Source organism: Massilia agilis, from assembly GCF_024756255.1.
GTDB lineage: Bacteria > Pseudomonadota > Gammaproteobacteria > Burkholderiales > Burkholderiaceae_D > Telluria > Telluria agilis.
Genome location: NZ_JANUHB010000004.1, coordinates 1 through 26115 on the forward strand (window position 1 = coordinate 1; position 26115 = coordinate 26115).

The 26115-nt window shown below is 67.0% G+C and carries 17 protein-coding genes; 9 read left to right on the forward strand and 8 right to left on the reverse strand.

What is annotated here, in order from left to right; genetic code table 11:
- Position 1: 1 nt before the first annotated feature.
- The 4 genes from NX774_RS16630 to NX774_RS16650 all read right to left on the reverse strand — a co-directional run bounded on the left by NX774_RS16630 (position 2) and on the right by NX774_RS16650 (position 6991).
- Positions 2–1618: a methyl-accepting chemotaxis protein gene (locus tag NX774_RS16630; protein ID WP_258823377.1), complete on the reverse strand. Its 1617-nt coding sequence runs from the start codon at positions 1616–1618 to the stop codon at positions 2–4.
- Positions 1619–1861: 243 nt separating this feature from the next.
- On the reverse strand, positions 1862–3442 hold the full coding sequence (locus tag NX774_RS16635) for a methyl-accepting chemotaxis protein (protein ID WP_258823378.1): 1581 nt from the start codon (positions 3440–3442) through the stop codon (positions 1862–1864).
- A 162-nt stretch (positions 3443–3604) separates the two neighbouring features.
- On the reverse strand, positions 3605–5203 hold the full coding sequence (locus NX774_RS23405) for a methyl-accepting chemotaxis protein (protein WP_307731323.1): 1599 nt from the start codon (positions 5201–5203) through the stop codon (positions 3605–3607).
- 333 nt (positions 5204–5536) lie between these two features.
- On the reverse strand, positions 5537–6991 hold the full coding sequence (locus tag NX774_RS16650; protein ID WP_258823379.1) for an NAD-dependent succinate-semialdehyde dehydrogenase: 1455 nt from the start codon (positions 6989–6991) through the stop codon (positions 5537–5539).
- Positions 6992–7171: 180 nt separating this feature from the next.
- Between NX774_RS16650 and NX774_RS16655 the strand changes: the two genes are divergently transcribed.
- The 6 genes from NX774_RS16655 to NX774_RS16680 all read left to right on the forward strand — a co-directional run bounded on the left by NX774_RS16655 (position 7172) and on the right by NX774_RS16680 (position 16018).
- Positions 7172–8803, forward strand: coding sequence for a S41 family peptidase (locus NX774_RS16655; RefSeq protein WP_258823380.1), 1632 nt, complete (start codon positions 7172–7174; stop codon positions 8801–8803).
- A 90-nt stretch (positions 8804–8893) separates the two neighbouring features.
- Positions 8894–10786 carry a S8 family serine peptidase gene (locus tag NX774_RS16660; protein ID WP_258823381.1) on the forward strand — a complete coding sequence of 631 codons (1893 nt, stop codon included), beginning with the start codon at positions 8894–8896 and terminating at the stop codon, positions 10784–10786.
- Between the two features lie 248 nt (positions 10787–11034).
- Positions 11035–11793, forward strand: coding sequence for a gamma-glutamyl-gamma-aminobutyrate hydrolase family protein (locus tag NX774_RS16665; RefSeq protein ID WP_258823382.1), 759 nt, complete (start codon positions 11035–11037; stop codon positions 11791–11793).
- Between the two features lie 118 nt (positions 11794–11911).
- Positions 11912–13282, forward strand: a complete 1371-nt coding sequence (locus NX774_RS16670) for a glutamine synthetase family protein (protein WP_258823383.1) — start codon at positions 11912–11914, stop codon at positions 13280–13282.
- 56 nt (positions 13283–13338) lie between these two features.
- A complete protein-coding gene (locus tag NX774_RS16675) occupies positions 13339–14784 on the forward strand; it encodes an aspartate aminotransferase family protein (RefSeq protein WP_370660450.1) in 1446 nt (481 codons plus the stop codon).
- A 79-nt stretch (positions 14785–14863) separates the two neighbouring features.
- The gene (locus NX774_RS16680) at positions 14864–16018 is read left to right on the forward strand and encodes an ankyrin repeat domain-containing protein (RefSeq protein WP_258823385.1); all 1155 of its coding nucleotides are present in this window, start codon (positions 14864–14866) and stop codon (positions 16016–16018) included.
- A 127-nt stretch (positions 16019–16145) separates the two neighbouring features.
- On the opposite strand, the gene NX774_RS16685 is transcribed toward NX774_RS16680, so the two are convergent.
- On the reverse strand, positions 16146–17606 hold the full coding sequence (locus NX774_RS16685; RefSeq protein WP_258823386.1) for a high affinity choline transporter 1: 1461 nt from the start codon (positions 17604–17606) through the stop codon (positions 16146–16148).
- Positions 17607–17736: 130 nt separating this feature from the next.
- Between NX774_RS16685 and NX774_RS16690 the strand changes: the two genes are divergently transcribed.
- The 3 genes from NX774_RS16690 (at position 17737) to NX774_RS16700 (ending at position 22881) form a co-directional block, all read left to right on the forward strand.
- Positions 17737–19224 (forward strand): aldehyde dehydrogenase, encoded by a 1488-nt coding sequence (locus NX774_RS16690; RefSeq protein ID WP_258823387.1) that lies wholly within the window; start codon positions 17737–17739, stop codon positions 19222–19224.
- Positions 19225–19325: 101 nt separating this feature from the next.
- On the forward strand, positions 19326–21200 hold the full coding sequence (locus tag NX774_RS16695; RefSeq protein WP_258823388.1) for a transthyretin-like family protein: 1875 nt from the start codon (positions 19326–19328) through the stop codon (positions 21198–21200).
- A 343-nt stretch (positions 21201–21543) separates the two neighbouring features.
- On the forward strand, positions 21544–22881 hold the full coding sequence (locus tag NX774_RS16700; RefSeq protein WP_258823389.1) for a glutamine synthetase family protein: 1338 nt from the start codon (positions 21544–21546) through the stop codon (positions 22879–22881).
- 84 nt (positions 22882–22965) lie between these two features.
- Here the strand turns inward: NX774_RS16700 and NX774_RS16705 are convergent, their stop codons facing one another.
- The 3 genes from NX774_RS16705 to panB form a co-directional block, all read right to left on the reverse strand.
- On the reverse strand, positions 22966–24555 hold the full coding sequence (locus tag NX774_RS16705) for a response regulator (RefSeq protein ID WP_258823390.1): 1590 nt from the start codon (positions 24553–24555) through the stop codon (positions 22966–22968).
- Between the two features lie 90 nt (positions 24556–24645).
- Positions 24646–25152, reverse strand: a complete 507-nt coding sequence (gene thpR / locus NX774_RS16710; protein ID WP_258823391.1) for an RNA 2',3'-cyclic phosphodiesterase — start codon at positions 25150–25152, stop codon at positions 24646–24648.
- Between the two features lie 16 nt (positions 25153–25168).
- A complete protein-coding gene (gene panB, locus NX774_RS16715; RefSeq protein WP_258823392.1) occupies positions 25169–26026 on the reverse strand; it encodes a 3-methyl-2-oxobutanoate hydroxymethyltransferase in 858 nt (285 codons plus the stop codon).
- Positions 26027–26115: the final 89 nt, after the last annotated feature.

A 26115-nucleotide genomic window follows, 5' to 3' on the forward strand; every position in this document is an offset into this window, starting at 1 on the left:
CTCAAGCGGCCAGCGCCAGCGAGCGCCCGTCGGCCGTGCCGCGTGCGTTCAGCGGGTGCACGGTGGCGTCCTGCTCCAGCTGGAACACGCGCACCGCTTCCTCCAGTTCCAGCGCCTGCTCGCGCAGCGTCTCGCTGGCCGCGGCGGCCTGTTCGACCAGCGCCGCATTTTGCTGGGTCATCGCATCCATCCCGCTGATCGCCTGGCTGAGCTGGCCGATGCCGGCTTCCTGTTCGCTGCTGGCCAGCGCGATGTCCTGCATGATCGCGCTCACCTCGTGTACGCTGGACACGATCTCCTCCATCGTCGCGCCGGCCTTGCCCACCAGGCTGCTGCCGGTGCCCACCTCCTGCACCGACACCTCGATCAGCGCCTTGATTTCCTTGGCCGCGCTGGCTGAGCGCTGGGCCAGGTTGCGCACTTCCGAGGCGACGACGGCAAAGCCGCGTCCTTGTTCGCCCGCGCGCGCCGCCTCCACCGCCGCATTGAGCGCCAGGATGTTGGTCTGGAATGCGATGCCGTCGATGACCCCGATGATGTCAGTGATCCGGCGCGCCGACGTGTTGATCGCGTCCATGCTGCCCACCACCTGCGCCACCAGCTCGCCGCCCTTGGCCGCCACCCCGGATGCGTTGCTGGCAAGCTGGCTTGCGTGGCGTGCGTGGGCGGCGTTCTGCTTCACGGTGGAAGTGAGTTCCTCGACCGAGGCCGCGGTTTCCTCCAGCGAGCTGGCCTGCTGCTCGGTGCGCGCCGACAAATCCACGTTGCCGTGCGCGATCTCGCCCGAGGCGGAAGCGATGGCCGCGCTGCTGTCGCGCACCTTGCCCACCACGCGATACAGGTCGCGGTTCATGCGGTTGAGCGCCGCCAGCAGCTGCCCGGTCTCGTTGTGCGCGTGCCGTTCCTCGCGGTTGTGCAGCCGGCCCTGCGCCACGGCGTTGGTGACCTCCACCGCGTGCGCCAGCGGCCGGCCGATCGAGCGCGCGGCCAGCACGGCGCTGCTCACCGCCACCACCAGCGCCCCGAGCCACAGCGCGCCCAGCGCCTTCTGTCCGGCCGCGCCGCGGGCCTTCACTTGCGCCGCCTGGCCGGCCGCCATCGCCCTGGCGTGTTCGACCAGGCTGTCGATCTCGTCCACGTAAGCCTTTTGCGCCGCCGCCATGTCGCCGCGCGCGATCGTGGCGGCCTCATGCGTATTCCCATCGGCGCGCGCCTTGAACGCGCTGTCGCGCAGTGCGATGTAGGCCTTGCGCCTGGTGCCGATGCTCGCGTACAGCGCCTTGCCTTCGGCGTCCTCGACCAGTTGTTCCAGCTGCTTTTGCAGGTTCGAAATGCGCGCGCTGGTCTGTTTGATTTGCGGCGCCAGTGCCGCGCGCTCGGCTTCGTTGTCCGAGGTGATCATGATGGTGGTGCGCATGCCGTTCAACTCGGTCGCGGCGCGCCAGTCGTTGATGATGCGTACCTTGGCCAGTGCATCCGTCATCATTTCCTCGGAACGGGCGCCGAAGTCGCGCAGCAGCCACATTCCCACGCCGGTCAGCAAGGTCATTAGCAGGCACAGGAGCGCGTAGCTGGCCCCCATCCGCGTGCCGATTTTCAGGTCATCCAGTCTCATCATTGTTGTCGTTATGGGATAAAGGTATGGGTCCGGTTACATCCGGGTTCCTGGTTCGGCCCCGCTATTCGCTCCATTTTCCATAGCAAAAGCCGGCCTACCATTATGCGGCTGGTATTTTGCGGCGTGTAAATATTGGTGTTTTACGAGAAAGAAATGAGGCGCGGCAGCAACAGGTAACGCCGTGCGGCGCAAAAAAAAAAAAACGGTCCCGCGCGGGGACCGTTGCATACAGCGGACGGGCTGTCAGGCTGCCAGCCGCAGCGCGGGCGGCGCCGCGGGCTGCATGAGCGGGTGTACCGACGCACCGTGCCCGAGCTGGAACACGCTCACCGCCTGCTCCAGCTGGGCGGCCTGCTGGCGCATCGCCGCGCTCGCAGCCGCGGCTTCCTCGACCAGTGCCGCGTTTTGCTGCGTCATCGCGTCCATCTGGCTCACCGCCTCGTTGATCTGCTCGATGCCGGCTTCCTGCTCGGCGCTGGCGGTGGTGATCTCGCGCATGATCGCGGTCACCCGGCTGACGCTGGCCACGATCTCCTCCATCGTCTTGCCGGCCTTGCCGACCAACTGGGCGCCGTTGTCCACTTCCTGCACCGAGGCCTCGATCAGCGTCTTGATCTCCTTGGCAGCGCTGGCCGAACGATGGGCCAGGTTGCGCACTTCGGTCGCCACGACCGCAAAGCCGCGCCCCTGCTCGCCGGCACGTGCCGCCTCGACGGCGGCGTTGAGCGCGAGGATGTTGGTCTGGAATGCGATGCCGTCGATCACGCCGATGATGTCGGTGATCTTGCGCGCCGACGCGTTGATCGAGCCCATGGTGGTGACCACCTGCTCGACCACATGGCCGCCCTGCAGCGCGACCGTGGACGCCGCGTCGGCCAGCTGGTTGGCCTGGCGCGCGTTGTCGGCGTTCTGCTTGACGGTGGTGGTCAGTTCTTCCATCGACGACGCGGTTTCCTCCAGCGACCCGGCCTGCTGTTCGGTGCGCACCGACAGGTCTTCGTTCCCGCTGGCGATCTGGTCGGAGGCGCTGGCGATCGCGCCGGTGCTGTCGCGCACCGCGCTGACGATGCGGTACAGGTCGCGGTTCATGCGGTTGAGCGCGGTCAGCAGCTGGCCGGTTTCGTCGCGCGAGAAGGTCTGTTCGCGGTTATCGAGCTTGCCTTGCGCGACCGCCTCGGCCACCTTGATCGCGCGCCCCAGCGGGCCCGTGATCGATCGCGTCACCAGCACCGTCCAGCCGATCGCGATCACGATCGACAATGCCCACAGCGCGGACAGCACCAACTGCCCGGTCTTGCCGTGCGCGATCACCGCGTCGCCATTGCCCTCGGCGCGCTCGCGCTGGTGCGTGGCCAGCGCGCCGATGGCGTGGCCGTAGTCCTGCAATGCGGCTTCCATCGCGTCCAGGCCCGCCCCCGCGTTGGCGGCGGCGGCATCGCGTGCACGGATGTATTTGTCGCGTTTGGCGGTGGCTTCTTCGTAGAGCTGCTTGCCGGTGTCGCTCGAGACCAGCCGTTCCAGCTCGGCCTGCACCTTGCTGATGCGTTCGCTCGTGGTTTTCACCTGCTGCTCCAGGCGCGCGCGCACCGCCGGGTTGTCTTCCCCGATCAGGGCCTCGGCCCGGACGCCGTTCAGCTCCGAGGCGGTCATCCACTCGGTGGCCAGCCGTTCCTTCGCGATGTCCTCCTTGAGGATCGTTTCGGTGCTGCTCTGGTAGTCGCGCAGCAGGTAGATGCCGACGGCCGTCAGCACGGTCATAAACAGGAGCAAAAGGGCGAATCCGGCGCCCAGTTTGGCGCCGATGCGAAGGTCTGCAATTTTCATTCAGGTCCTGGTCAACAAGTGCAGGAGCGGGCACGGCGGCCCGCTCCAGGGATTTGTATAGACAACAGGACAAGTATAGGTGAAAAAGTTTCCCGCGGGATATTTAGATTACAAATAACTATCATTTTCCGGGGCGCGCGGCCCCCCGGCAGCAGGGCATGCTCAGGCCAATGCCAGCCGGTTGCGGGACGGGGCCGCGATGGCCAGCTGGTCGAGCTGGAACACGCCCACGGTGCGGGCCAGGCTCGCCGCCTGCTCCTGCATGGCGGCCGAGGCGGCGGCGGCTTCCTCCACCAGCGCGGCGTTCTGCTGCGTGACCTGGTCCATCTGGACCACCGCCTTGTTGATCTGCTCCAGTCCCGCGCTCTGCTCGCTGCTGGCGGCGGTGATCTCGCCCATGATGTCGGTGACCCGGCGCACGCTCTCGATGATGTCCTTCATGGTCGCGCCGGCCTGGTCCACCAGTTTTGCGCCGCTGTCCACCTGCGCCACCGAATGGTCGATCAGCGTCTTGATTTCCTTGGCCGCTCCCGCCGAGCGCTGGGCCAGCGTGCGCACCTCGGCGGCAACGACCGCGAAGCCACGTCCTTGCTCGCCGGCGCGCGCGGCTTCGACCGCCGCATTGAGCGCCAGGATATTGGTCTGGAAGGCGATACCGTCGATGACGGAAATGATTTCGACGATATTCCTGGACGCGGCGTTGATGCTTGCCATGCGCTCGACTGCCTGCGACACCACCGCGCCGCCCTGCTGCGCCACCTCCGAGGCCGACAGCGCGAGCTGGTTGGCCTGGCGTGCGTTGTCCGCGTTCTGCCGCACGGTGGAGGTCAGCTCCTCCAGCGAGGACGCGGTCTCTTCCAGCGCGCTGGCCTGGTGCTCGGTGCGGGCCGACAGCTCGTAGTTGCCGGCCGCGATTTCGCCGGCGGCCGTATTGATGGTGTCGGTCCCGGCGCGCACCTGCCGCACCACGCCCTCCAGCTGCCGCCGCATGTCCTGCATGGCGGCCAGCAGGCTCGACTCGTCGTCGGCTTTCAGCTCCACCTGCACCGTCAGGTTGCCCGAGGCGATCTCGCCGGCGACCTGGGCGGCGTAATCCGGTTCGCCGCCCAGCTGCTTGAGCAGGCTGCGGCTGATCGTGGCGCCGACGATGGCCGCCAGTGCCAGTGCCAGCGCGCCTAGTCCCAGCATGGTGTTGCGCGAAGTGGCATAGGTAGCGGCGGCATCGCGCGAGGCCGCGTCGATGCGGCCGGTTGCGTGCGCGATCAGTTTTTCGACCGTGCCCTTGTAGTTGGCCAGCGCCGGGCGCAGCTGCGTGGCCAGGTAGGTTTTCGCCTCCTCGTCCTTGCCGCCCTGGATCAGCGCGATCAGCGCGTCCTGGCCGGCGCGGTAGCGCGCGCGCGCCTCTTGCGCCGTTTGCACGAGGGCGTGCGCGTCCGGCGTGTCCAGCTTGGCGCGCAGCAGGTCAAGCTGCGCGTCCGCCGTCTTGCGCGCCTCCGCGATCGTGGCGAGTTGGTTCTTGCGGTCCTGCGGGTCGGGATTGAGCATCATGTTGCGCAGCGCGATCGCGATCCTGTCCACCTGGGCGAGCAGGATGCTCGACTGTTCGAGCTTGGGCAGCTCTTGCTGCGCGATCTGCGCGCTGGCCGCGTTCAGCGTAGAGGCCTTGTTGACGCCGACTGCAATAATAATGACCAGCAACAGGCTGAGGCAGCCAAAACCGATCACAAGGCGGGTGCCCACCTTGAGTGCATGCATGTTCATTCTTTCCTCTTGATTGGTATCGCGTTTCGGACGGCGCTTTAGCCTGGACAGATGCGCCTGGCGACGGTCGAACCGACGCGCGGCAGGGCAGTGGACGGACTTGCGGAACGAGTGGTGGTTGCGGATTCGGTGCAACCGGGAGGAAATTTTAGTAGGGAAAATCCTACACGCAAAACAGTGTGGCGGCGGTCAGGGGAGGTATTTCAAGAACTGTCTCCGGCAGGAGACAGAATTCTTGCACCGAGCCAAGAAAGGGGACGCAATAAGTCACGGAGGCAATAACACCCGCCGGAACCGGGCCGGCGGATGCTGCAACGATGCCTGCGCAGACGCTCAGATGCCGCCCATGCAGATGTACTTGATGACCAGGTAGTCGTCCATCCCGTACTTCGATCCTTCGCGTCCCAGTCCCGACTGCTTGACGCCGCCGAACGGCGCCAGCTCGTTCGAGATCAGGCCGGTGTTCACGCCCACCATCCCGGTTTCGATCGCCTCGGCGATGCGCCACACGCGGCCGATGTCGCGCGAGTAGAAATACGACGCCAGCCCGAACTCGGTGTTGTTGACCATGCCGATCACTTCTTCCTCGGTGCGGAAGCGGAACAGCGGCGCCAGCGGGCCGAAGGTCTCCTCGCGCGCGACCTTCATGTCCGACGTCACCCCGGTGAGCACCGTGGGCTGGAAGAAGCTGTGCCCGAGCGCGTGGCGCTGGCCGCCCACCGCCACCTGCGCACCCTTGGACAGCGCGTCCGCCAGGTGGTCTTCCACCTTTTCCACTGCCTTGGCGTTGATCAGCGGCCCCTGGGTCACGCCCGGCTCCAGGCCGTTGCCGACCTTGAGCGCCTGCACCTTGGCCACCAGCCGGCGCGCAAATTCGTCGTACACGCCGTCCTGCACGTACAGCCGGTTGGCGCACACGCAGGTCTGGCCGGCGTTGCGGTACTTGGAGGCGATCGCGCCCTCGACCGCGGCATCGAGGTCGGCGTCGTCGAACACGATAAAGGCCGCGTTGCCGCCCAGTTCCAGTGAAATCTTCTTCACCGTCGGCGCGCACTGCTGCATCAACAGGCGCCCCACGGCGGTGGAGCCGGTAAAGCTCATCTTGCGCACGGTCGGGTTGCCGGTCATCTCGCCGCCGATCGCCTGCGCGTCGCCGGTCACGATCGAGAACACACCGCGCGGCACGCCCGCGCGCTCGCCCAGCACGGCCAGCGCAAACGCGGAGTAGGGCGTGAGCTCGGAAGGCTTGAGCACGATCGGGCAGCCGGCCGCCAGTGCCGGCGCGACCTTGCGGGTGATCATCGCGGACGGGAAGTTCCACGGCGTGATCGCGGCGCACACGCCGATCGGCTCCTTGGTCACCACGATCCGGCGGTCCGGCCACGGCGAGGGGATCACGTCGCCGTCGGCGCGCTTGGCCTGTTCGCCGAACCACTCGAAGAACGAGGCCGCATAGCCGATCTCGCCCTTGGACTCGGCCAGCGGCTTGCCCTGCTCGACGGTCATCAACACGGCGAGGTCGTCCGCGTTTTCCAGCATCAGGTCGCTCCACTTGCGCAGGATCGCGGCGCGCTCCTTGGCCGTCTTCTTGCGCCAGGCCGGCCAGGCGGCGTTGGCCGCTTCGATCGCGCGGCGCGTCTCTTGCGCGCCCATGTGCGGCACGGTGCCGATCTTTTCGCCGGTGGCCGGGTTGCGCACGTCCACCGTGGCGCCGCCCTCGGCGTCGCACCAGCCGCCGTCGATGTAGGCCTGCTGGCGCAGCAGGGAAGGGTCTTTCAGGTTCAGCATGGGGTCCTCGTCCTTGTTCGATAAGCATGCAATTCGCTCATGGTAGTGCTTTTTTGCTCGCGCCGCCGGGTGCGTTCGGTACAGCCTGCTCCGGGATTTGTGCAGTCTGTCGCATCGTCGTGGCTTTCTATCCCGGCAATATTTACGCTGCCAGCATGTTAATTTCGAGGAGTATTGCCGATGCCACGACGTCTCATCCTGGCCGCCGCGCTGGCGGCTGCCGCCTCTGCCAGCCTGGCGCAAACCGCCGCTGACCTCCAGATGCAGGCCAACATGGCCTTCGCGTCCAGGGACTACGAGCGCGCCGGCACGCTGCTCGAGCAATCGTTCGAGCGCCAGCCGCAGCCGGCCCAGCTGTACAACGCGGCCTGCGCCTACGCCCTGGGCGGCCAGAAGGAACAGGCGATGCGCACGCTCCAGCGCGCGCTGGCCAACGGCTTCTTCAACGCCACGCTGGCCGAGAAGGACAGCGACCTGGCCGCGCTGCACGGCGACCCGCGCTGGCCGGCGCTGCTGGAACAGATGAAGCAGAAGGAAGTGCTGGAGGCGCGCCTGTTCAACTCGGCGGCGCTGCGCTCGCCCTACCGCGACGACCTGCCGGAAGACGAGAAGGTGGCCGGGCTGTCGAAATTCTGGTCCGAGGTGAAGTACAACTTCGTGTACACCGACACCCTCAAGGAGCTGGACTGGGACAAGCTCTACCTGGAAACGCTGCCCAAGGTGCGCGCGACCAAGTCCACGGCCGAGTACTACCGCGTGCTGATCCAGCTTGGCGCCCGGCTGCGTGACGGCCATACCGGGATCTGGGGCGCGGACGAGCTGCTCAACAAGGACTGGGCCAAGCCGCTCTTGAAGACCCGGCTGGTCGAAGGGAAAGTGCTGGTGGACGCCGTGTTCGACCCGGAGCTGGTGGCCAGGGGCGTCGTGCGCGGCACCGAGATCACCGCGGTGGACGGCGAGCCGGTCAAGGCCTGGGCCGAGCGCGAGATCCGGCCCTACGTGAGCGCGTCCAGCGAGCATGACATGAACCAGCGCGTGTACGGCTACCAGTTCCTGCAAGGGCCGGTGGACGTGGCGCCGCGGGTGAGCTTTCGCACCGCCGCCGGCAAGGTGTTCGACGCGCCGGTCAAGCGCGTGAGCTTCCAGGAGTACGGCAAGCTGGCGCCGAAGATCGAGGCGTTCGAGTTTCGCATGCTGCCCGGCAATGTGGCCTACGTGGCGCTGAACAGCTTCGGCAACAGCAAAGCGGCGGACGGTTTCCTTGCCGCGTTCGACCAGATCGCCAAGTCGCAAGCGCTGATCATCGACGTGCGCAACAACGGCGGCGGCAACTCGGGCGAGGGCTACCGCGTGCTGTCCACGCTCACCGACAAGACCTACGTGCCGGGCAAGTGGGGCACGCGCGACTACCGGCCCACCTACCGCGCGTGGCAGATGGCCAACCCCGACCACGAGGAGCTGGACACGCCGCGTGGGCCGGACATGGCGCACCAGTACAGCAAGCCGGTGGTGGTGCTGACCTCCGCCCGCACCTACTCGGCGGCGGAAGACTTTGCGCTCGCGTTCGACATCATGCAGCGCGGGCAGATCATCGGCGAAGCGACCGGCGGCAGCACCGGCCAGCCGCTGTTCTTCGACCTGCCCGGCGGCGGCCACGCGCGCATCTGCACCCGCAGCGTCACCTACCCGGACGGGCGCGTCTGGATCGGCAAGGGCATCGCGCCGAATGTGACAGTGGCGCCGACCGTGGCCGATATCCGCAAGGGCCGCGACACGGTGCTGGAAGCCGCACTGGCCAGCTTGCGCAAGTAGTGGCGGTGAGGTGAACGGCGTGGGCCACGCCGTTCAATAATCCTGCTAGTATTTCCCGTTTTTAATTTTTGTTTTCAACGGGAAATACTGATGACTGCATCCGCCGGTGGCGCCAGCCTCAACTTCCAGCCGCTGACGGCTTCCATCCTTTCGACGGACAGCGGCTCGCCGAGCCAGTTCACGCTGGCCAATCACAGCAACCAGGTGCTGCAGGTGTTCTGGATCGACCGCGCGGGCACCGAGCAGCTGTATGGCGAAGTGCAGCCGGGGGCCAGCTTCAACCAGCCGACGTTCTCCAGCCATGCATGGGAGATCAAGTCCAAGGATGGCGCGATCGGCTTCAAGTTCTTCGCGACCGTTGCCGGCGCGATCGACGTGACCGGCAGCGGCACGCCGGGATTTACCGATTTCTCCGAACGCATCATCCACACCGCGCAGGGCGACTGGTCGACGGCGGAAGGGTATGGCGTCATCAACGTGGCCAAGTCGCTGGGCGTGCCCGACCTTGGCTACACCTTGCCGCTCAACGCCCAGGGCAACAACCTGGCGCTGGACGTGATCAGCGCGTCCTCGGCCTGGACGGCGGGGATCACCGGCAAGGGCGTGAAAGTGGCCGTGATCGATTCCGGCATTGCCAGCAATTCCGAAGTCAACGCCAGCATCGTCGGCGGTTACGACTTTTTCGACAACGACACCAACCCGGCGCCGGACAACGGCAACTACCGCGACCATTCGCTGGGCGTGGCCGCGATCATCGCCGCCAGCCATGCGCCGCACGCCGGGCAGGACGCGATGGGCGTGGCGCCGGATGCGCAACTGCTCAACGTGCGGGTCGGCTCGTCGAATGGCTCGCCGTCCACCAACATCGCCAGCGGCATTCGCTGGGCGGTGGACCAGGGCGCCAAGGTCATCTGCATGCCCTTGCAGAACAACAGCGCCAGCCCCGATCCGGTGGTGGCCGATGCGGTGCACTACGCCTACCAGCACAACGTGCTTACCGTGATCATCGGCGGCAATTTCAGCACCTACGGGGCAACCGGACTGGCCTTGATCGCCAAGACCGGCGAGGCGCTTGCCGTGGGTAACCTCGACGCGATGGCGGCCACGCCGTTCCAGTCGTCCAATACCCCGGGCGCGACGCCGTTCCCGTGGGTGATGGCCAGTTCCAGCGGCTACCTGCCCAACGCGGACGGCGGCTACACCTACCGCGCCGACGGCGGCACCTCGTTCGCCGGGCCGTATGTGGCGGGCCTGGCGGCCCTGCTGTTCCAGCAAAGCCCGAACGCCACGGTCAAGGACATCATCGCCAAAATCATCGGCGGCGCATCCATCAGCGCCAGCGCGGCGACTGCGGCGGCTGCATCCGGCCAGACCGGCACCGCGATGGCGGACCGTTTCGTGAGCACCGCGGCGAACGACAGTATCGACGGCAAGGGCGGGCTCGACACCGTCGTCTTCCTCGGCCCGCGTGCGAACTACAGCATTGCGCAAAGCGGCAGCCAGGCCACCGTCACCGACCTGACCGGCAAGGACGGCGTGGACACCCTGGCCGGCATCGAGCGGCTGGCGTTCACCGACAAGAACGTCGCGCTCGACATCAATGGCGATGCCGGCCAGGTGTACCGGCTGTACCAGGCCGCGTTCGGGCGGGTGCCGGACGAAGGCGGGCTCGGTTACTGGATCAGCGCCAAGGATGGCGGCATGGCCCTGGTCGACATCGCGCGCCAGTTCATGGCGTCCAAGGAGGCGGTCGACCTGTATGGCGCCAGCCCGTCGGCCGAGGCCCTGGTCAATTCGGTGTACCAGAACGTGCTGCACCGCGCGCCGGACCAGGGCGGCCACGACTTCTGGGTGGACACCATGAGCCGCGGCCTGAACAGCCCGGCGACGCTGGTGACGGCGTTCAGCGACAGCACCGAAAATATCGCCAACGCCGCCGCCATCATCGGCAACGGTTTCGCCTACACGCCGCTGCACGGCTGAGCCTGCGTTAGGGTTGCCTCGCGGAAGGCCGGGCTGCCGGCCGGCCTTTTGTGTTGGCATGGTTTCTCGCTTGCCATTAAGCTTTTGTTACGGACCCCAGCCTAGCAAGGTCCGCTCCAGATAGCAGATCCGGGCCATGCGCGCGGCATATTTGCGCGCCGCTTGATCTGCATTAATGGCTACTCGCATTCGGACCAGATAGCAACTATGATGGTCTGTGTGCGTCACACTACGAGGGTAGAGAGACCATGCGCCCCATCGTTATCGTTCCGGCTTGCACGCGCGACTTCGGAGAGCATCCGTATCACGCGGCGCAGTACAAGTACGTCGATGCCGTCGTGCTTGGGGCCGATTGCGCGCCGATGATCCTGCCGTCGCTGGGCGCGGCGCTCGACCTTGAAACCGTGCTCGGCCTGTGCGACGGCATCATGCTCACCGGCTCGGCCTCCAACGTCCATCCCAGCTTCTATTCCGAGGAGCTGATCGATCCTTCGCTGCCGCAAGACCTGGCGCGCGACGAGACCACCTTGCCGCTGATTCGCGCGGCGGTGGCGCGCGGGGTGCCGATCATCGCGATCTGCCGCGGCTTCCAGGAGATGAACGTGGCGCTCGGCGGCAGCCTGCACCAGGCGGTGCAGACGGTCGAGGGCAAGATGGACCACCGCGAAAATCCCGCACTGGGCCTGGACGAGCAGTACGGCGACGCGCACAAGGTGCAGCTCGCGCCGGGCGGCATGCTCGAGCGCCTGTTGGGCGTGGCGGAGATTCCCGTCAACTCGCTGCACGGGCAGGGCGTGAACGAGCTGGCCAGCGGCCTGGTGGTGGAGGCCACCGCCGAGGACGGGCTGGTCGAGGCGTTCTCGGTGCGCACCGCGCCCGGTTTCACGCTCGCGGTGCAATGGCACCCCGAGTGGCGCATCACGCACAACCCGTATTCGATGAAGATGTTCGGTGCTTTCGGCCAGGCTTGCCGCGAGTACCAGGCGCAGCGCAGGAGCCGGCCATGACCGCCTATGAAAAATGGGCGGCGCGCCCTGTCCCGTAGTGTCATCTCGTCCCTCGTAGCGTCCCGCGGCGCGGCGCAGGTGCGCCCCCTCGGCCCGATCAACAGACAGTGAGGCGATGATGGCAATCCGCGAAAACTTTACTTACAACGACATGGAAGAGTGGCTCAATGCGAAGCGAGTCACCGAAATCGAATGCCTGGTCCCCGACCTGACCGGGGTGGCGCGCGGCAAGATCCTGCCGCGCGTCAAGTTCACCGAGGAGCGCGGCATGCGCCTGCCCGAAGTGGTGCTGGGCATGACCGTGACCGGCAACTCGCCCAGCGGCGACGTCGCGTTCGAGCGTGCCATTTCCAGCACCGACCGCGACATGATCCTCAAGGCCGACCCGACCACCATCACCACCGTGCCGTGGGCGGTGGACCCGACCGCGCAGGTGATCCACGACTGCTATTTCGCCGACGGCAAGCTGGTCGATTTTGCGCCGCGCTCGGTGCTGCGGCGCGTGCTCAGGCTGTACCAGCAGAAGGGCTGGAAGCCGCTGGTCGCGCCCGAGCTCGAGTTCTACCTGACGGCCAAGAACATCGACCCCAACCTGCCGCTGACGTCGCCCATCGGGCGCAGCGGCCGCGGCGAGACCAGCCGCCAGGTGTACAGCATCGACGCGGTCAACGAATTCGACCCGCTGTTCGAGGACATCTACGACTACTGCGACATGATGAACCTGGACGTGGACACCCTGATCCACGAGATCGGCGCGGGCCAGATGGAGATCAACTTCCAGCATGGCGACCCGCTTGGCCTGGCCGACAAGGTGTTCTACTTCAAGCGCACGCTGCGCGAGGCGGCCCTCAAGCACGACATGTACGCCACCTTCATGGCCAAGCCGATGGGCGGCGAGCCCGGCTCGGCCATGCACGTGCACCAGAGCGTGGTCGATGCCGCCAGCGGCCAGAACATCTTCAGCGATCCCGACGGCTCGCCGGCGCGCATCTTCCATCACTACATCGGCGGCCTGCAGCGCTACATGCCGTCGGCGATGGCGATCGTCGCGCCCTACGTCAACTCGTACCGCCGCATCGTGCGCCACACCGCCGCGCCCATCAACCTGCAGTGGGGCGTGGACAACCGCACCGTGGGCTTCCGGGTGCCGGTGTCGGGCGCGCAGGACCGGCGCGTGGAGAACCGCGTCATCGGGGCCGACGCCAACCCCTACCTGGCGCTGGCCGTTACGCTGGCCTGCGGCTACCTTGGCATGGTCGAGCAGATCGAGCCGACCACGATGGTCGAGGGCAGCGCCTACAACATGCAGGTCGAGCTGCCGCAGGGCCTGCCAGAGGCGCTCGCGCTGCTGCGCGGCGACGACAAGCTGCGCGAGGTGCTGGGCGAGCGCTTCATCGACGTGTACGCCGCGATCAAGGAACTCGAGCACCAGGAGTTCATGACCGTGATCAGCCCGTGGGAACGGGAGCACCTGCTGCTGCACGTCTGAGTCATCCGCAAGGCCTGTCTGGTTCGTAGAAACGGGGGAGGTTCATCATGGCTGCGATGTACGAGGCGCCGGGCGCCGCAACGGCTGGGACCACGGCGCGCGCGGCGCCCGAGGCGTACGACACGCAGGCGCTGCAGCGGCTCGACTCGGCGCACTACCTGCACCCGTTCACCGACCACGCGCAGCTGCGCGCGCGCGGCGGCGCGCGCGTGATGGTGCGCGGCGACGGCATCTACTTGTGGGACTCGGACGGCAAGCGCGTCATCGACGGCATGTCGGGCCTGTGGTGCGTGAACGTGGGCTATGGGCGCGACAGCATCGCCGACGCGATGCACCGGCAGGCGACCACGCTCCCGTTCTACAACAGCTTCTTCAACACCACCAACGTGCCGGCCGTGCGGCTGGCCGCGCTGCTGGCCGAGCTGGCGCCGCCGCAGTTCCGGCATGTGTTTTTCACGACCTCGGGCTCGGAAGCCAACGACACCGTGGTGCGCATGGTGCGCCGCTACTGGGACGTGATGGGGCAGCCGCAGCGCGACGTCATCGTCAGCCGCCACAATGCCTACCATGGCAGCACCGTGGCCGGCGCCTCGCTGGGCGGCATGGCCGGCATGCATGCGCAGGGCGGGTTGCCGATTCCCGGCATCGTGCACATCGGGCAGCCGAACTACGCGGAACACGGGCAGGGCATGAGCGAGGCGCAGTTCGGCATCAAGGCAGCCGGCTGGCTGGAAGAGAAGATCCTCGAGCTCGGCCCGGGCAAGGTGGCCGCCTTCATCGGCGAACCGGTGCAGGGCGCGGGTGGGGTGATCATTCCGCCGCCGACCTACTGGCCCGAGGTCCAGCGCATCTGCGACAAGTACGGCGTGCTGCTGGTGTCGGACGAAGTGATCTGCGGCTTCGGCCGGCTCGGGCGCTGGTTCGGCTGCGAACTGATGGGCACCAAGCCGGACCTCATGTCGTTTGCCAAGGGCGTCACCTCCGGCTATGTGCCGCTGGGTGGCGTGCTGGTGGCCGAGCGCGTGGCGCAGGTGCTGGTCGAGAAGGGCGGGGACTTCAACCACGGCTTCACGTATTCGGGCCATCCGGTCGCGTGCGCGGCGGCGCTGGAGAACATCCGCATCCTGCGCGACGAGCGCCTGGTCGAGCGCGTGGCACAGGAGACCGGGCCGCACCTGAAGGCCGGGTTCGCGGCGCTGTCCGCGCATCCGCTGGTTGGCCATGCCCAGACCTGCGGCCTGGTGGCCGGGCTCGATCTTGTGCGGCGCAAGGGCAGCGCTGTGCACGACGGCGAGCGCTTCGACCCGGCGCTGGCGGTCGGCATGGTCTGCCGCGGCCATATGTTCGACAATGGCGTGATCATGCGCGCCGTCGGTGACCGCATGATCGTCGCGCCGCCGCTGGTGATGACCTGCGCGCAGATCGACGAGATGCTGGAACGGATTCGCTCTTGCCTGGACCTCACGCACGCCGACCTGCGCGCGCGCGGTTGGATTGAATAGCCTTCTCGTCAAAATAATTCGGCTACCAGCGGTATCCGTGGCGGTACAATCTGCGCATGTCAATCGAAGGAGTGTGCGGATGAGAGTCGGGAACACCATTGCCGTGCTGTCGCTGGCTGCGCTGTGCTTCGCGGGCGCGGCGCAGGCGAGCACGTATGCGGACCTGGCCGCGGCGGTCAAGGCCGGGGACCAGGCCCAGGTGCAGGCGCTGCTCGACGGCGGGCTGTCGCCGATGGTGGCCGGCACCGACAAGCAGTCGCCGCCGCTGGTGCTGGCGGTGGTGCTCAAAAAGCGCGACATCGCCCAACTGCTGCTCTCGCGCGGCGCGGACGTCAACGCCCGCCATGCCACCTACTACAACGCAACCGCGCTCATGCTGGCCGTGAACAACCGCGACGCGGACATGGTCAAGCTGCTGCTCGACGCCGGCGCGAACGTGAACCTGACCGACAAGCTGGGCGACTCGGCGCTCAACTGGGCCACCTTCTACGGGGACGAAGCGATCGCCGAACTGCTCCTTGCGCGCAAGATCGACGCCACCCTCTACGGCCATGGCAACGCGCTCGACGTGGCGCTGCGGCGCGGGCACCAGAAGCTGGTGGAGCGCTACACCGATTACCTGGGCCGGCGCCAGCCAGTGCAGGCGCGTAACCGTCCGCTGTTCGAGGCGGCTGCGTCCAGGAACGCGCAGGCAGTCAGGCAGGCGCTTGCCGGTGGCGCCAACGTCAACGCCACGGACGCCACTGGCCGCTCGGCGCTGGGGCTGGCCGCGCGGCTGGGCGACGAAAAGACGATCGGGGTGCTGGCCGCCGTCGGCGCGCGGCTGGACGCGCAAGACCCGATCGGCTTTACGCCCTTGATGGAAGCGGCGCGCGACGGGCATATGGAAGCCGCGACCAAACTGATCGAACTGGGCGCCGACGTGTCGCACCGCGCAAAAGCCAACGGATTGGAACTGACCGCGCTGCATTTGGCCACGGCGGGCGGTCACGGCGAACTGGTCAAGCTGCTGGTGGCGCACGGCGCGGACATCAACGCGCGCGATATCGAGCAGGCCACCGCCCTGATGTGGGCGACCAACCAGCAACCGAAACTGGCGGTGCAGCTGGTGCAGATGGGCGCCGATCCGGACATCCCGTCCAACACCGGCGACACGCCGCGCGCGCTGGCCGAACAGCGCAAGATGGCCGAGCTGCAGGAAGCGATCGCGGCGCGCAAGCCCAAGGGTGGTTGAACGGGCGCAGGGAGTTCTATCGCTGGTTGAACGCGTGGGCAGAATCTGCCCACCCTACAAATGCGGGAACGCCTGGTAGATCCTCGTAGGGTGGGCAGGTTTTCCTGCCCACGCGTTCAACCGACGCTCAAACGCTCACTTCGGCGACTTGGCGCGGCTCGTGCCGGTTCTTGAGGACCTGCGGCGCCAGCGACCCAAGGAGCATGCCCGCGAACGCGGCCAGGAGGCCCGCCAGCTGCCCCGGGAAGTGCTCGCCCAGCGACGAGATCTGCGGGAAGAACACCAGCCAGGTGAACAGGCCCGCCGCCAGCGACAAGATCGCGCCCTGGGTGGTCGCGCGCTTCCAGTACAGGCCCATCACCAGCGGCACGAAGGCCGCCACCAGTGTGATCTGGTAAGCCTGGCCGACCATGTCGTAGATCGAGGTGCCTTTCATCGCAATCGCGTACAGCAGCACCATGGCCGCAAACACGACGATGGTCGCGCGCATGGCGAACAGCTGCTGGCGGTCGCTCATTTGCGGACGCAGGTTCTTCAGGATGTTCTCGACGAAGCTGGTGGCCGGCGCCAGCAGCGTGGCCGACGAGGTGCTCTTGATCGCCGACAGCAGCGCGCCGAAGAACAGGATCTGCATCACCAGCGGCATCCTGGTCATCACGAAGGTTGGCAGCAGGCGCTGGTAGTCGTTCTTGGCCAGGTCGAGCGCGTTCTGGCCCATCACCACCACCGCGCAGGCGACGATGAACATCGGCACCGCGGCGAAGACGATGTAGCTCGCACCGCCGATCACGGCGCCGGCGCGGGCGGTGCCGGCGTCCTTGGCCGACATCACGCGCTGGTACACGTCCTGCTGCGGGATCGAGCCGAACATCATGGTCACGCCCGCGGCCAGGAAGAACGCCAGGTCGGTGAACTTCGCCTCCGGCAGGAACTTCCACAGGTCGGCCTTGCTGGCCATCGTGACCACCGTCCCGGCGCCGCCGGCCAGGTCGGCCGAGAAGAACGCGATGATCGACAGGCCGATAACCAGCACGATCATCTGGATGAAGTCGGTGAGCGCGACGGCCAGGAAGCCGCCCACCACCACGTAGATCAGCACGGCCAGGGTGCCGACGATCATGCCGGCCGTCTCGCTCATCGCGCCGTTGGTGAGCACCGAAAACACCAGACCCAGCGCGGTGATCTGCGCCGCCACCCAGCCCAGGTAGGACAGGATGATCGCCGCCGAGCAGAACACCTCGATGCCCTTGCCGTAGCGCTGGCGGTAGTAGTCGCCGATGGTCAACAGGTTCAGCTTGTACAGGCGGGTGGCGAAGAACAGGCCGACCAGGATCAGGCAGGTGCCGGCGCCGAACGGGTCTTCGATCAGCGAGTTCAGGCCGCCCTGCACGAACTTGGCCGGAATGCCCATCACCGTCTCGGCGCCGAACCACGTTGCGAAGGTGGTCGTAATGACCATGACCAGCGGCAGGCTGCGGCCGGCCACGGCGAAGTCGCTGGTGTTCTTGATGCGCGAGCCGGCCCAGACGCCAAGGCCAAGCGTGCCGAGCAGGTACAGGACGACACAGGTGATCAGGGTGAGGTTCATTTGGCTTGCTTGCTCCACCGGGCGGTTGGTTGCTGCTAGAAAATTGGGCGATTATAGCTGCGAAAATCGGCCGTGGGCGGGGTTTTGGTATATTGATCGAACGATTCTGTCCAGCCCGGGAGGAGACCGTATGGCAACGCCAACATGGCACGACCGTGCCGCATCCCTGCAGATCGACGCCCGCGCCTTTATTGGCGGAAAACGGGTGGATTCCTGCACCGGCCAGCGCTTTGACTGTATCTCACCCATCGACGGGCGCAAGCTGGCCGAAGTGGCGCGTTGCGGCCCGCAGGACGTGGACGCCGCGGTGGCGGCGGCCCGTGCCGCGTTCGAGGACCGGCGCTGGGCCGGCAAGGCGCCCGCCGAGCGCAAGGGCGTGCTGGTGCGCCTGGCCGACCTGATGCTCGCGCACCGCGACGAGCTGGCGCTGCTGGAAACGCTCGACATGGGTAAACCGATCCGCTACAGCCGTAGCGTGGACGTGCAGCTGGCCCAGAACTGCATCCGCTGGTACGGCGAGGCGATCGACAAGATCTACGACCAGATTGCGCCCAGCCCCGAGGACAGCCTGGCCCTGATCACGCGCGAGCCCGTCGGCGTGGTGGCCGCCATCATCCCGTGGAACTACCCGATGCTGATGGCCGCGTGGAAGATCGGCCCCGCGCTGGCCGCCGGCAACAGCCTGGTGCTCAAGCCCTCCGAAAAGGCGCCGCTGTCCTCGCTCAAGCTGGCCGAGCTGGCGCTGGAGGCCGGCGTGCCGCCCGGCGTGTTCAACGTGGTGCCCGGCTTTGGCGACGAAGCGGGCCGCGCGCTCGGCCTGCACATGGACGTCGATTGCATCGCCTTCACCGGCTCCACCCGGGTGGGCAAAGAGATCATCCAGATGGCCGGCCAGTCCAACCTCAAGCGCGCCTGGACCGAGCTCGGCGGCAAGTCCGCCAACATCGTCTGCGCCGACTGCCCCGACCTGGACGCCGCCGTATCCAGCGCAATCGGTTCGATCTACTTCAACCAGGGCGAAAGCTGCAATGCGCCCTCGCGCCTGTTCGTGGAGGCGTCGATCAAGGATGCGTTCATGGAAAAGGCGCTGGCGCTGCTGCCCCGCTTTGCGCCGGGCGACCCGCTGGACGAAGCGACCGTCATGGGCGCCATCGTCGACCAGGCGCAGATGAAGACCGTGCTGGGCTACATCGAGTCCGGCAAGGAGGAGGGCGCACGGCTGCTGGCGGGCGGCCGCGCCGCGCGCCAGGACAGCGGCGGCCTGTACGTCGAGCCGACCCTGTTCGACGGCGTCGAGCAGCGCATGCGCATCGCGCGCGAGGAAATCTTCGGCCCGGTGCTGTCGGTGCTCAGCTTTACCGACGTGCGCGAGGCGGTACGCCAGGCCAACGCCACGCCCTACGGACTGGCCGCTGCGGTCTGGACCGCCGACATGAGCCGCGCCATCCAGACCGCCCGCTCGCTGCGTGCCGGCACCGTGCACGTGAACCAGTACGACAACGACGACATCACCGTGCCGTTCGGCGGCTACAAGCAGTCCGGCAACGGGCGCGACAAGTCGCTGCATGCGTTTGACAAGTACACCGAACTGAAGACGACCTGGATCCAGATCGGGTAGCCGCTGTGCCGCAACGGCAACACTCAACCGGCGTTTGAGCTGGCTCAATAGACGAGCTTGCTCGGGGAACAAAATGGCTGCTTCTTAACAGGAGAACAGCCATGGGATATACCTTTCGCGGAAGACTGTGCGGCCTGATATGCGACGACTGCCAGGAAGGGCTGGCGGGTGTGACGGTGAGGCTGTACCGCAACCAGGACCTGGAGACGGTCACCGCGCGCGTGGCCGCGCAGCCGAAGGACACGTTTGCCCTGCTGCCGGCTGCCGAGGCCGGGCAGAAGGCGGTGGCGCTGCTGGCCGAGGCCCAGGCCGACGCCGACGGCAACTTCAGCTTCCAGCTCGGCGAAAAGCAGAACTACCACGGCGAGGCGTTCGAGATCGACGTGCTCGTCACCGACGTGCCGGGCCACGCCGGCAAGCCGGAACGCGAGCCGCTGCAGTTTTCGATCACCACCCTTCAGCCGCGCTGGCGCCAGAACCAGGACGGCTACGTCGCCGTCTGGGATTACTGCCTGCCGCAACGCATCTGGTGCTACATCCGCAGCCTGTTCGGCGCCTGGACCATCTGTGGCCGCCTCACCACCTGCGCCGAGCCGCACCAGCCGATCGGCGGCGCCACGATCCGCGCCTACGACGCCGACTGGTGGCAGGACGACACGCTGGGCACGGCGGTGACCGATGCCGCCGGCCGTTTTCGCATCGACTACACCAGCGCCAAGTTCCGCGTCACGCCGTTCTCGCCGCTGATCAACCTGGAATGGGTGGGCGGCCCGGACGTGTACTTCACCGCAGAACTGGGCGGCATGGCGATCCTGACCGAAACCCAGCTCGACGGCCGCAAGCCGGGTCGCCAGAACGTGGGGCCCTGCCTGTGCGTCGATCTGTGCTCCGACCAGGTGCGCCCGGGCTCGGTCGAAACCACGCCGCACTGGCAACAGGTGGAAGTGTTCGACATCCATCCTTTCCCGTCCGCGAGCGGCTTTTCGGCCGAGGGCTACGCCGGGACCGCCGCCGAATCCTACGTGTTTGGCGGCGCCGTCACGCTGCGCGGCAATTGCCCGCTGCGCAATGCGGCCGACCTGGCGCACTCGGTCGAATACCGCTTCCTGATCGGCGAATGGAGCTGGCCGGGCGGCACCGAGGACCCGGCGGCGCTGCCCAGCATTCCCCCGGCAACGATGAGCCCGGTCACCCAGCTGCTGCCGACCCACGTCGGCTACCTGTTCTACACCAACGCGCTCGGCATGGCCGATTCGGCGCCGGTCATCGTCGGCCCTGCGGACGTGGGCGCGGACGGCTGGATCAAGGTGGACGGCAAGGCGGTGGTGGTGGACATGCGCAATGGCACCAACGCGATTCGCTATGTGGAGACCGACAAGTTCCTGCGCACCTTCGACCTGTTCATGCTCAACACGCCGGCCATCACCAGCGCGCATCCGCTGCGCATGCCGGGCGGGCTACCGCTGTCGCAGGCGGGCCGCGCGCTCACGAGCGCCGAGCGCGAGCCGGTGCGCCGCTACCGGTTGATGTTCGAAGCGCGCGACGCCACCTCGCTGGCCACACTGGCCAGCGACACGCTGGGCGCAATCGTACTGGACAACACGCCGCCGGTGCTGGCGCTGGACCTGGAAGAGCTGCGCACCAATGCCTGCAATCCGGTGTCGGGCGAAAACGTGCACATCCTGTACACGATCGACCACCCGCACCTGCGCACGTTCAGCCTGACCATTGGCAACAACGGCGGACTGCTGCACCAGCCGCCGGAACTGCCGACGGCCAGCTTCGTGCCACCGCCGCCGCCCGCCAACTACCTGTTCAGGGGCGGCGCGGGCGGGCCGCACACGCCGGGCAACGACGGCGGGTTCAAGGTGGTGGTCAAGAACGACCCGCACTGCGCCTACCGCTGCGCGCTGTCGTACAAGACGCGGCACTACCTGGCCGATACGCACAGCATCGACAGGTTGTACTGCAAGTAGGGTGGGCAGATTCTGCCCACGCGTTCAGCAAGGGCATGCATGGACGCGCCAGTGTTCTCTGAGATACCCACGCGTTCAGCCAGGGCGTGCATGGACGCGCCAGTGTTCTCTGAGATACCCACGCGTTCAGCCAGGGCGTGCATGGACGCGCCAGTGTTCTCGGAGATACCCACGCGTTCGCCCACAGCACGCGAGGACGCATCACTGGCAGAACCTGAGCGTTCCGGCATGCACCGGTTGAACGCGTGGGCGGGAGACCCGCCCACCCTACGCACACCTTCCGCGCGCGGGCCGCCATCTGCCGGTGCTATAGTCGCCCCTTCGGCAGCGGCCGGGGAGAGCGATGAGTGACGGCATGCGCGAATTTCTGCGCGAACATGGCATCCACGAAGTCGAGTGCGTGATCACGGACATGACCGGCATCGCGCGCGGCAAGATCCTGCCCAAGGACCTGTTCCTCGGCGCCGACCACATGCGCCTGCCCAAGAGCGTGCTGCTCAATACCGTCAACGGCGAGCAGCCCAACAACGCCCCGTACGTCGGCGATACCGATCCGGACATGGTGTGCATGCCCGACCCCGCCACCATTCGCGTGGTGCCGTGGGCCGCCGAGTCGGTGGCGCTGGTCATCCACGATTGCCAGAACTTCGACGGCAGCCCGGTCTCCCTGGCGCCGCGCAACGTGCTGCGCCGCGTGCTGGCGTGCTATGCCGAGCGCGGTTGGAAGCCGGTGGTGGCGCCCGAAATGGAGTTTTACCTCGTCGCCCGCAACGCCAATCCGCACGAGCCCCTGATGCCGCCGATGGGCAGGAGCGGCATGATCGAGCTCGGGCGGCAGTCGTACTCCATTGATGCGGTCAACGACTTCGATCCGTTTTTCCTGGAACTGTCGGCGTTCTGCAAGGAGCACGAACTGGGCGTGGAGACCCTGATCCACGAGGCCGGCGCCGGGCAGATGGAAATCAACTTTGCGCACGGCGACGCGCTGGAACTGGCCGACCGCGCCTTCCTGTTCAAGCGCGCGGTGCGCGAGACGGCGCTGCGGCACGGCATCTTCGCCACCTTCATGGCCAAGCCGATGGAAACCGAGCCGGGCAGTGCGATGCATGTGCACCAGAGCGTGGTGGACGTGCACAGCGGATCGAACATCTTCACCAACCCGGACGGCAGCGAGAGCGCGCTGTTCTTCAGTTTCATCGCCGGGCTCGAGAAGTACGTGCCGTCGGCGCTGGTGATGTTCGCGCCCCACGTCAACTCGTACCGGCGGCTGTCGCGCTTCCAGTCCGCCCCCACCAATGTGCACTGGGGCTACGACAACCGCACCTGCGGCATCCGCATTCCCAACTCCACGCCAGAAAACCGGCGCGTGGAGAACCGCGTGCCCGGGGTGGACGTCAATCCCTACCTGGCGATGGCCGCCACCCTGAGCTGCGGCTTTCTGGGCATGGTCGAAGGGCTGCGGCCGTCCGCGCCAACGGCCGAGAGCGCCGAGCAGGTGCACGATGGCCTGCCGCGCAACCTGGAAGACGCGATCCTGCGCATGCGCCAGTGCCGGCCGCTGGGCCAGATGCTCGGCGAGCTCTTCGTGCAGGCGTTCTGCGAGGTCAAGGAGCTGGAGTTCGCGACCTTCAGCCGGGTGATCAGCTCGTGGGAGCGCGAGCACCTGATGCTGCTGGTGTGATTGTTTGCGCGCGCCGGGGGCCATGGACAAGTCGCGTTGCCACAGGCTCCGCATGGGTCCCGGCTTGCGCCGGGACGACGATGCTCAGGCCGACGGCAGGGTGATGGTCAGCCGCGTCACACCGTCGCCGGTGTCCATCGTGGCGTCGCCGCCCTGCACCTCGGCCATCAGGCGGATCGAATAGGTCCCCAGGCCGTGGCCGCCGACCTTCTCGGACGGCGCGTATTTGTCGAAGAAGTGCCCGCGCATCGCCGCCGGCACTTCGCCCTGGTTTTCAATCACCACGTGCAAAGAGCCGTAGCCGGGCGCGAACTCCACCGTCACGGCGGCGCCGTCGGGAGAAGCCTCGGCCGCATTCTTCAGTGCGTTGTTGAACAGCGAGTAGCACAGCATCGGCTCGCCCAGGCAGCGCACGTCGGCCGGCATGTTCGATACCTTGACCGTGAGTGCACGCGCGCCGAACGCCAGCTCGGTCTGGCGCGCGACCTTGTCCAGCAGCGCAACGAGGTCGAAGGACTCCAGCCGCGGCTGGTACTGGCCCTGCTCCATCTTGTACACGTCGAGCGTGCGGTTGATCATCTCGAGTGCGTTGCCGGCAGCCTGCTCGATCATGCGCGCGCTCTCGCGCTGGGCATCGGTCAGCTCGCTGCCAAGCAGCGCCTGGGCGCCGTGCAGCGCGACCGCGATCGGGCTTTTCAGGTCGTGCCGCGTCATGCGCTCGACGTCCTCGCGCAGGTGCGCGTTTTCCACCAGCAGGTCGTTCTGGCGCTTCAGGTCGGCCATCGCGGTGGCAAGCGTCAGGTGCGCCGACAGCCGCGCCTTGAGGATGGTCGGGTCGGCCGGCTTGGAGACGTAGTCCACCGCGCCCAGCTTCAGGCCCGCCACCACGTCCTCCACGCCGTCGCGCGCGGACAGGAAGATGATCGGGATATTGGCCGTCTTGGGGTTGGCCTTGAGCTGGCGGCACACTTCAAAGCCATCCATCACCGGCATCATGATGTCGAGCAGGATCAGGTCAACGTGGAAGGCGTTGGCGATCTCCAGCGCCTTCTTGCCGTTGATGGCAACCTTGATCGCATATTCGTCCTTGAGCGCGCCGGCCAGCACCTCGATGTTGGTGGCAATGTCGTCCACGATCAGCACCGTGCACTTGCGCAAGCGCTCGGCGATCGGCGGCTCCAGGCCGATCACGTCGGTCGCCGCCGCGCCATCGGGCTTGGCGGCGGGGCGGGCCAGCACGGCCGGGGCCGCGGGCGCAGCCGGCGCCACCAGCTGGGCCGCCGGGCCGCCTTCGAGCATCGGGCCGACCATGGCCATGAACTTGCTGGCGAAGCTGTGCACCGTGAACGGCTTGATCATGTACGCGTTCACGCCCGCCGCCAGCGCGGTGCGCACCGAGGCCGGGTTGGCTTCGGCAGTGAGCATCATGAACGGGGTGTCGGCATACTGCGCGTCGCGCCGCATCCACTTGAGCAGGTCGATGCCGCTCATCACCGGCATGCCCCAGTCGCCGATCACCACGTCGATGCGCTGCTTGAGCATCACGTCCTGCGCGGCCTTGCCGTTGTCGGCCTGGAACACGTTGACGAAGCCCAGTTCGGCCAGCACCTGGCGCACCGCGGTACGGATCAGCAGGTAATCGTCGACGATGAGGATGGCGGCGGACTTGTCCATGGGGAAATGCTTTCGAGAAAGTTTCCGCCAGTGTAACAAACTACGCACCAGTCAGGAGGCCCGGACGGCGCGTCGCAACAACAGTGTTGTTTAGCCGTAGTGGGCCAGTACGTCGTAGGTACCGCGGCGCGAGGCGACCAGCGCATAGCCCGAGATATCCCAGGCCAGCAGTGGCGCCGGCGGGGGCAGGGCCGCACGGCCGGCGCGGCGCGCCATGGTCACGTGCGGCCGGTAGGCGCGCGGCTCAAGGGGCAGTCCGAGCGACAGCAGGGCGGCCGCCAGGTCTTCGTGCAGGCGCAGCAGTTCGGGTGGTTCGGCATGCGGCTCGATCACCGCAATGCCGCCGGGCCAGATCTTCGGCTTACCCAGCTCGAGCTGGAACGGGGCGAGGGGAACCGCCAGCCCTTCGACCAGCTCCGGCACCCGCTCGCCCGGCTGGTTGCCCAGGAAGTGCAGCGTCATGTGCAGCTTGTCGGTCGATACCGGGGCGGCGCCAGCCGGCCAGGTCCAGGCGTCGCGCCACGCGCGCAGCGCCTCGCGGATGGCCGGGTCTGGCCAGAGCGCGAGGAACAGGCGGGTGGTGGCGGGACGCTCCATGCCTGGCCCCGTGGGCTTAGAAGCAGTGCTCCTGGGCCGGGAAGCTGCCGTCCCTGACGGCGGCAACGTAAGCCTGCACCGCGCCTTCGATCGTGGTCTGGCCTTCCATGAAGTTCTTCACGAAGCGCGCCTTGCGGCCGGGGAACACGCCCAGCATGTCGTGCATCACCAGCACCTGGCCCGAGCAATCGGGACCGGCGCCGATGCCGATGGTCGGGATGGCCAGCATCTCGGTGACTTCCTTGCCGAGCCCGGTCGGGATGGCTTCCAGCACCACCAGCGTGGCGCCGGCTTCCTGCAGGGCCAGCGCGTCGCGCTTGAGTCGCTCGGCCGATTCCTCGGTCTTGCCCTGCACCTTGTAGCCGCCCAGCTGGTGCACGAACTGCGGGGTCAGGCCCAGGTGCGCACACACGGGCACGCCGCGCTCGGTCAGGAAGCGGACGGTCGGGACCAGCCAGGAGCCGCCCTCGATCTTGACCATGTGCGCGCCGGCCTGCATCAGGATGACGGCGTTGGCCAGCGCCTGCTCGGGCGTGCCGTAGCTGCCGAACGGCATGTCGGCCAGCACCAGCGCGTTCTTGTTGCCGCGCGCCACGGAGGAGGTGTGGTAGGCGACGTCGGCCACTGTCACCGGCAGGGTGGAGTCGTAGCCGGCGCACACCATGCCGAGGGAGTCGCCGATCAGCAGCACTTCCACGCCGCAACGGTCCATCAGGGAGGCGAAGCTGGCGTCGTAGCAGGTCAGCATGCTGATCTTGTAGCCGGCCGACCGCATTGCCTGCAATGCCGGGACGGTCACGGCCTTGGCCACCGGCTGGACCGGCGCCGGGGTCTCGCCGCCACTCATGTCCTTACCCTGCAGATATCCGCTCATAGTTATCCTTCACAAATCAAAAAAACGGTAGGGTGGGCAGGTCTCCTGCCCACGCGTCCGACGAAAGAACGTGCTGCCACGACGGTATT

What these genes read in the sequence shown, in the direction of transcription:
- panB (WP_258823392.1), bottom strand. Translation starts at nt 26,026, where the DNA reads ATGAGCGGATATCTGCAGGGTAAGGACATGAGTGGCGGCGAGACCCCG.
- NX774_RS16660 (WP_258823381.1), top strand. Translation starts at nt 8,894, where the DNA reads ATGACTGCATCCGCCGGTGGCGCCAGCCTCAACTTCCAGCCGCTGACG.
- NX774_RS16700 (WP_258823389.1), top strand. Translation starts at nt 21,544, where the DNA reads ATGAGTGACGGCATGCGCGAATTTCTGCGCGAACATGGCATCCACGAA.
- NX774_RS16635 (WP_258823378.1), bottom strand. Translation starts at nt 3,442, where the DNA reads ATGAAAATTGCAGACCTTCGCATCGGCGCCAAACTGGGCGCCGGATTC.
- thpR (WP_258823391.1), bottom strand. Translation starts at nt 25,152, where the DNA reads ATGGAGCGTCCCGCCACCACCCGCCTGTTCCTCGCGCTCTGGCCAGAC.
- NX774_RS16630 (WP_258823377.1), bottom strand. Translation starts at nt 1,618, where the DNA reads ATGATGAGACTGGATGACCTGAAAATCGGCACGCGGATGGGGGCCAGC.
- NX774_RS16705 (WP_258823390.1), bottom strand. Translation starts at nt 24,555, where the DNA reads ATGGACAAGTCCGCCGCCATCCTCATCGTCGACGATTACCTGCTGATC.
- NX774_RS16655 (WP_258823380.1), top strand. Translation starts at nt 7,172, where the DNA reads ATGCCACGACGTCTCATCCTGGCCGCCGCGCTGGCGGCTGCCGCCTCT.
- NX774_RS16685 (WP_258823386.1), bottom strand. Translation starts at nt 17,606, where the DNA reads ATGAACCTCACCCTGATCACCTGTGTCGTCCTGTACCTGCTCGGCACG.
- NX774_RS16690 (WP_258823387.1), top strand. Translation starts at nt 17,737, where the DNA reads ATGGCAACGCCAACATGGCACGACCGTGCCGCATCCCTGCAGATCGAC.
- NX774_RS16695 (WP_258823388.1), top strand. Translation starts at nt 19,326, where the DNA reads ATGGGATATACCTTTCGCGGAAGACTGTGCGGCCTGATATGCGACGAC.
- NX774_RS16650 (WP_258823379.1), bottom strand. Translation starts at nt 6,991, where the DNA reads ATGCTGAACCTGAAAGACCCTTCCCTGCTGCGCCAGCAGGCCTACATC.
- NX774_RS16665 (WP_258823382.1), top strand. Translation starts at nt 11,035, where the DNA reads ATGCGCCCCATCGTTATCGTTCCGGCTTGCACGCGCGACTTCGGAGAG.
- NX774_RS23405 (WP_307731323.1), bottom strand. Translation starts at nt 5,203, where the DNA reads ATGAACATGCATGCACTCAAGGTGGGCACCCGCCTTGTGATCGGTTTT.
- NX774_RS16675 (WP_370660450.1), top strand. Translation starts at nt 13,339, where the DNA reads ATGTACGAGGCGCCGGGCGCCGCAACGGCTGGGACCACGGCGCGCGCG.
- NX774_RS16680 (WP_258823385.1), top strand. Translation starts at nt 14,864, where the DNA reads ATGAGAGTCGGGAACACCATTGCCGTGCTGTCGCTGGCTGCGCTGTGC.
- NX774_RS16670 (WP_258823383.1), top strand. Translation starts at nt 11,912, where the DNA reads ATGGCAATCCGCGAAAACTTTACTTACAACGACATGGAAGAGTGGCTC.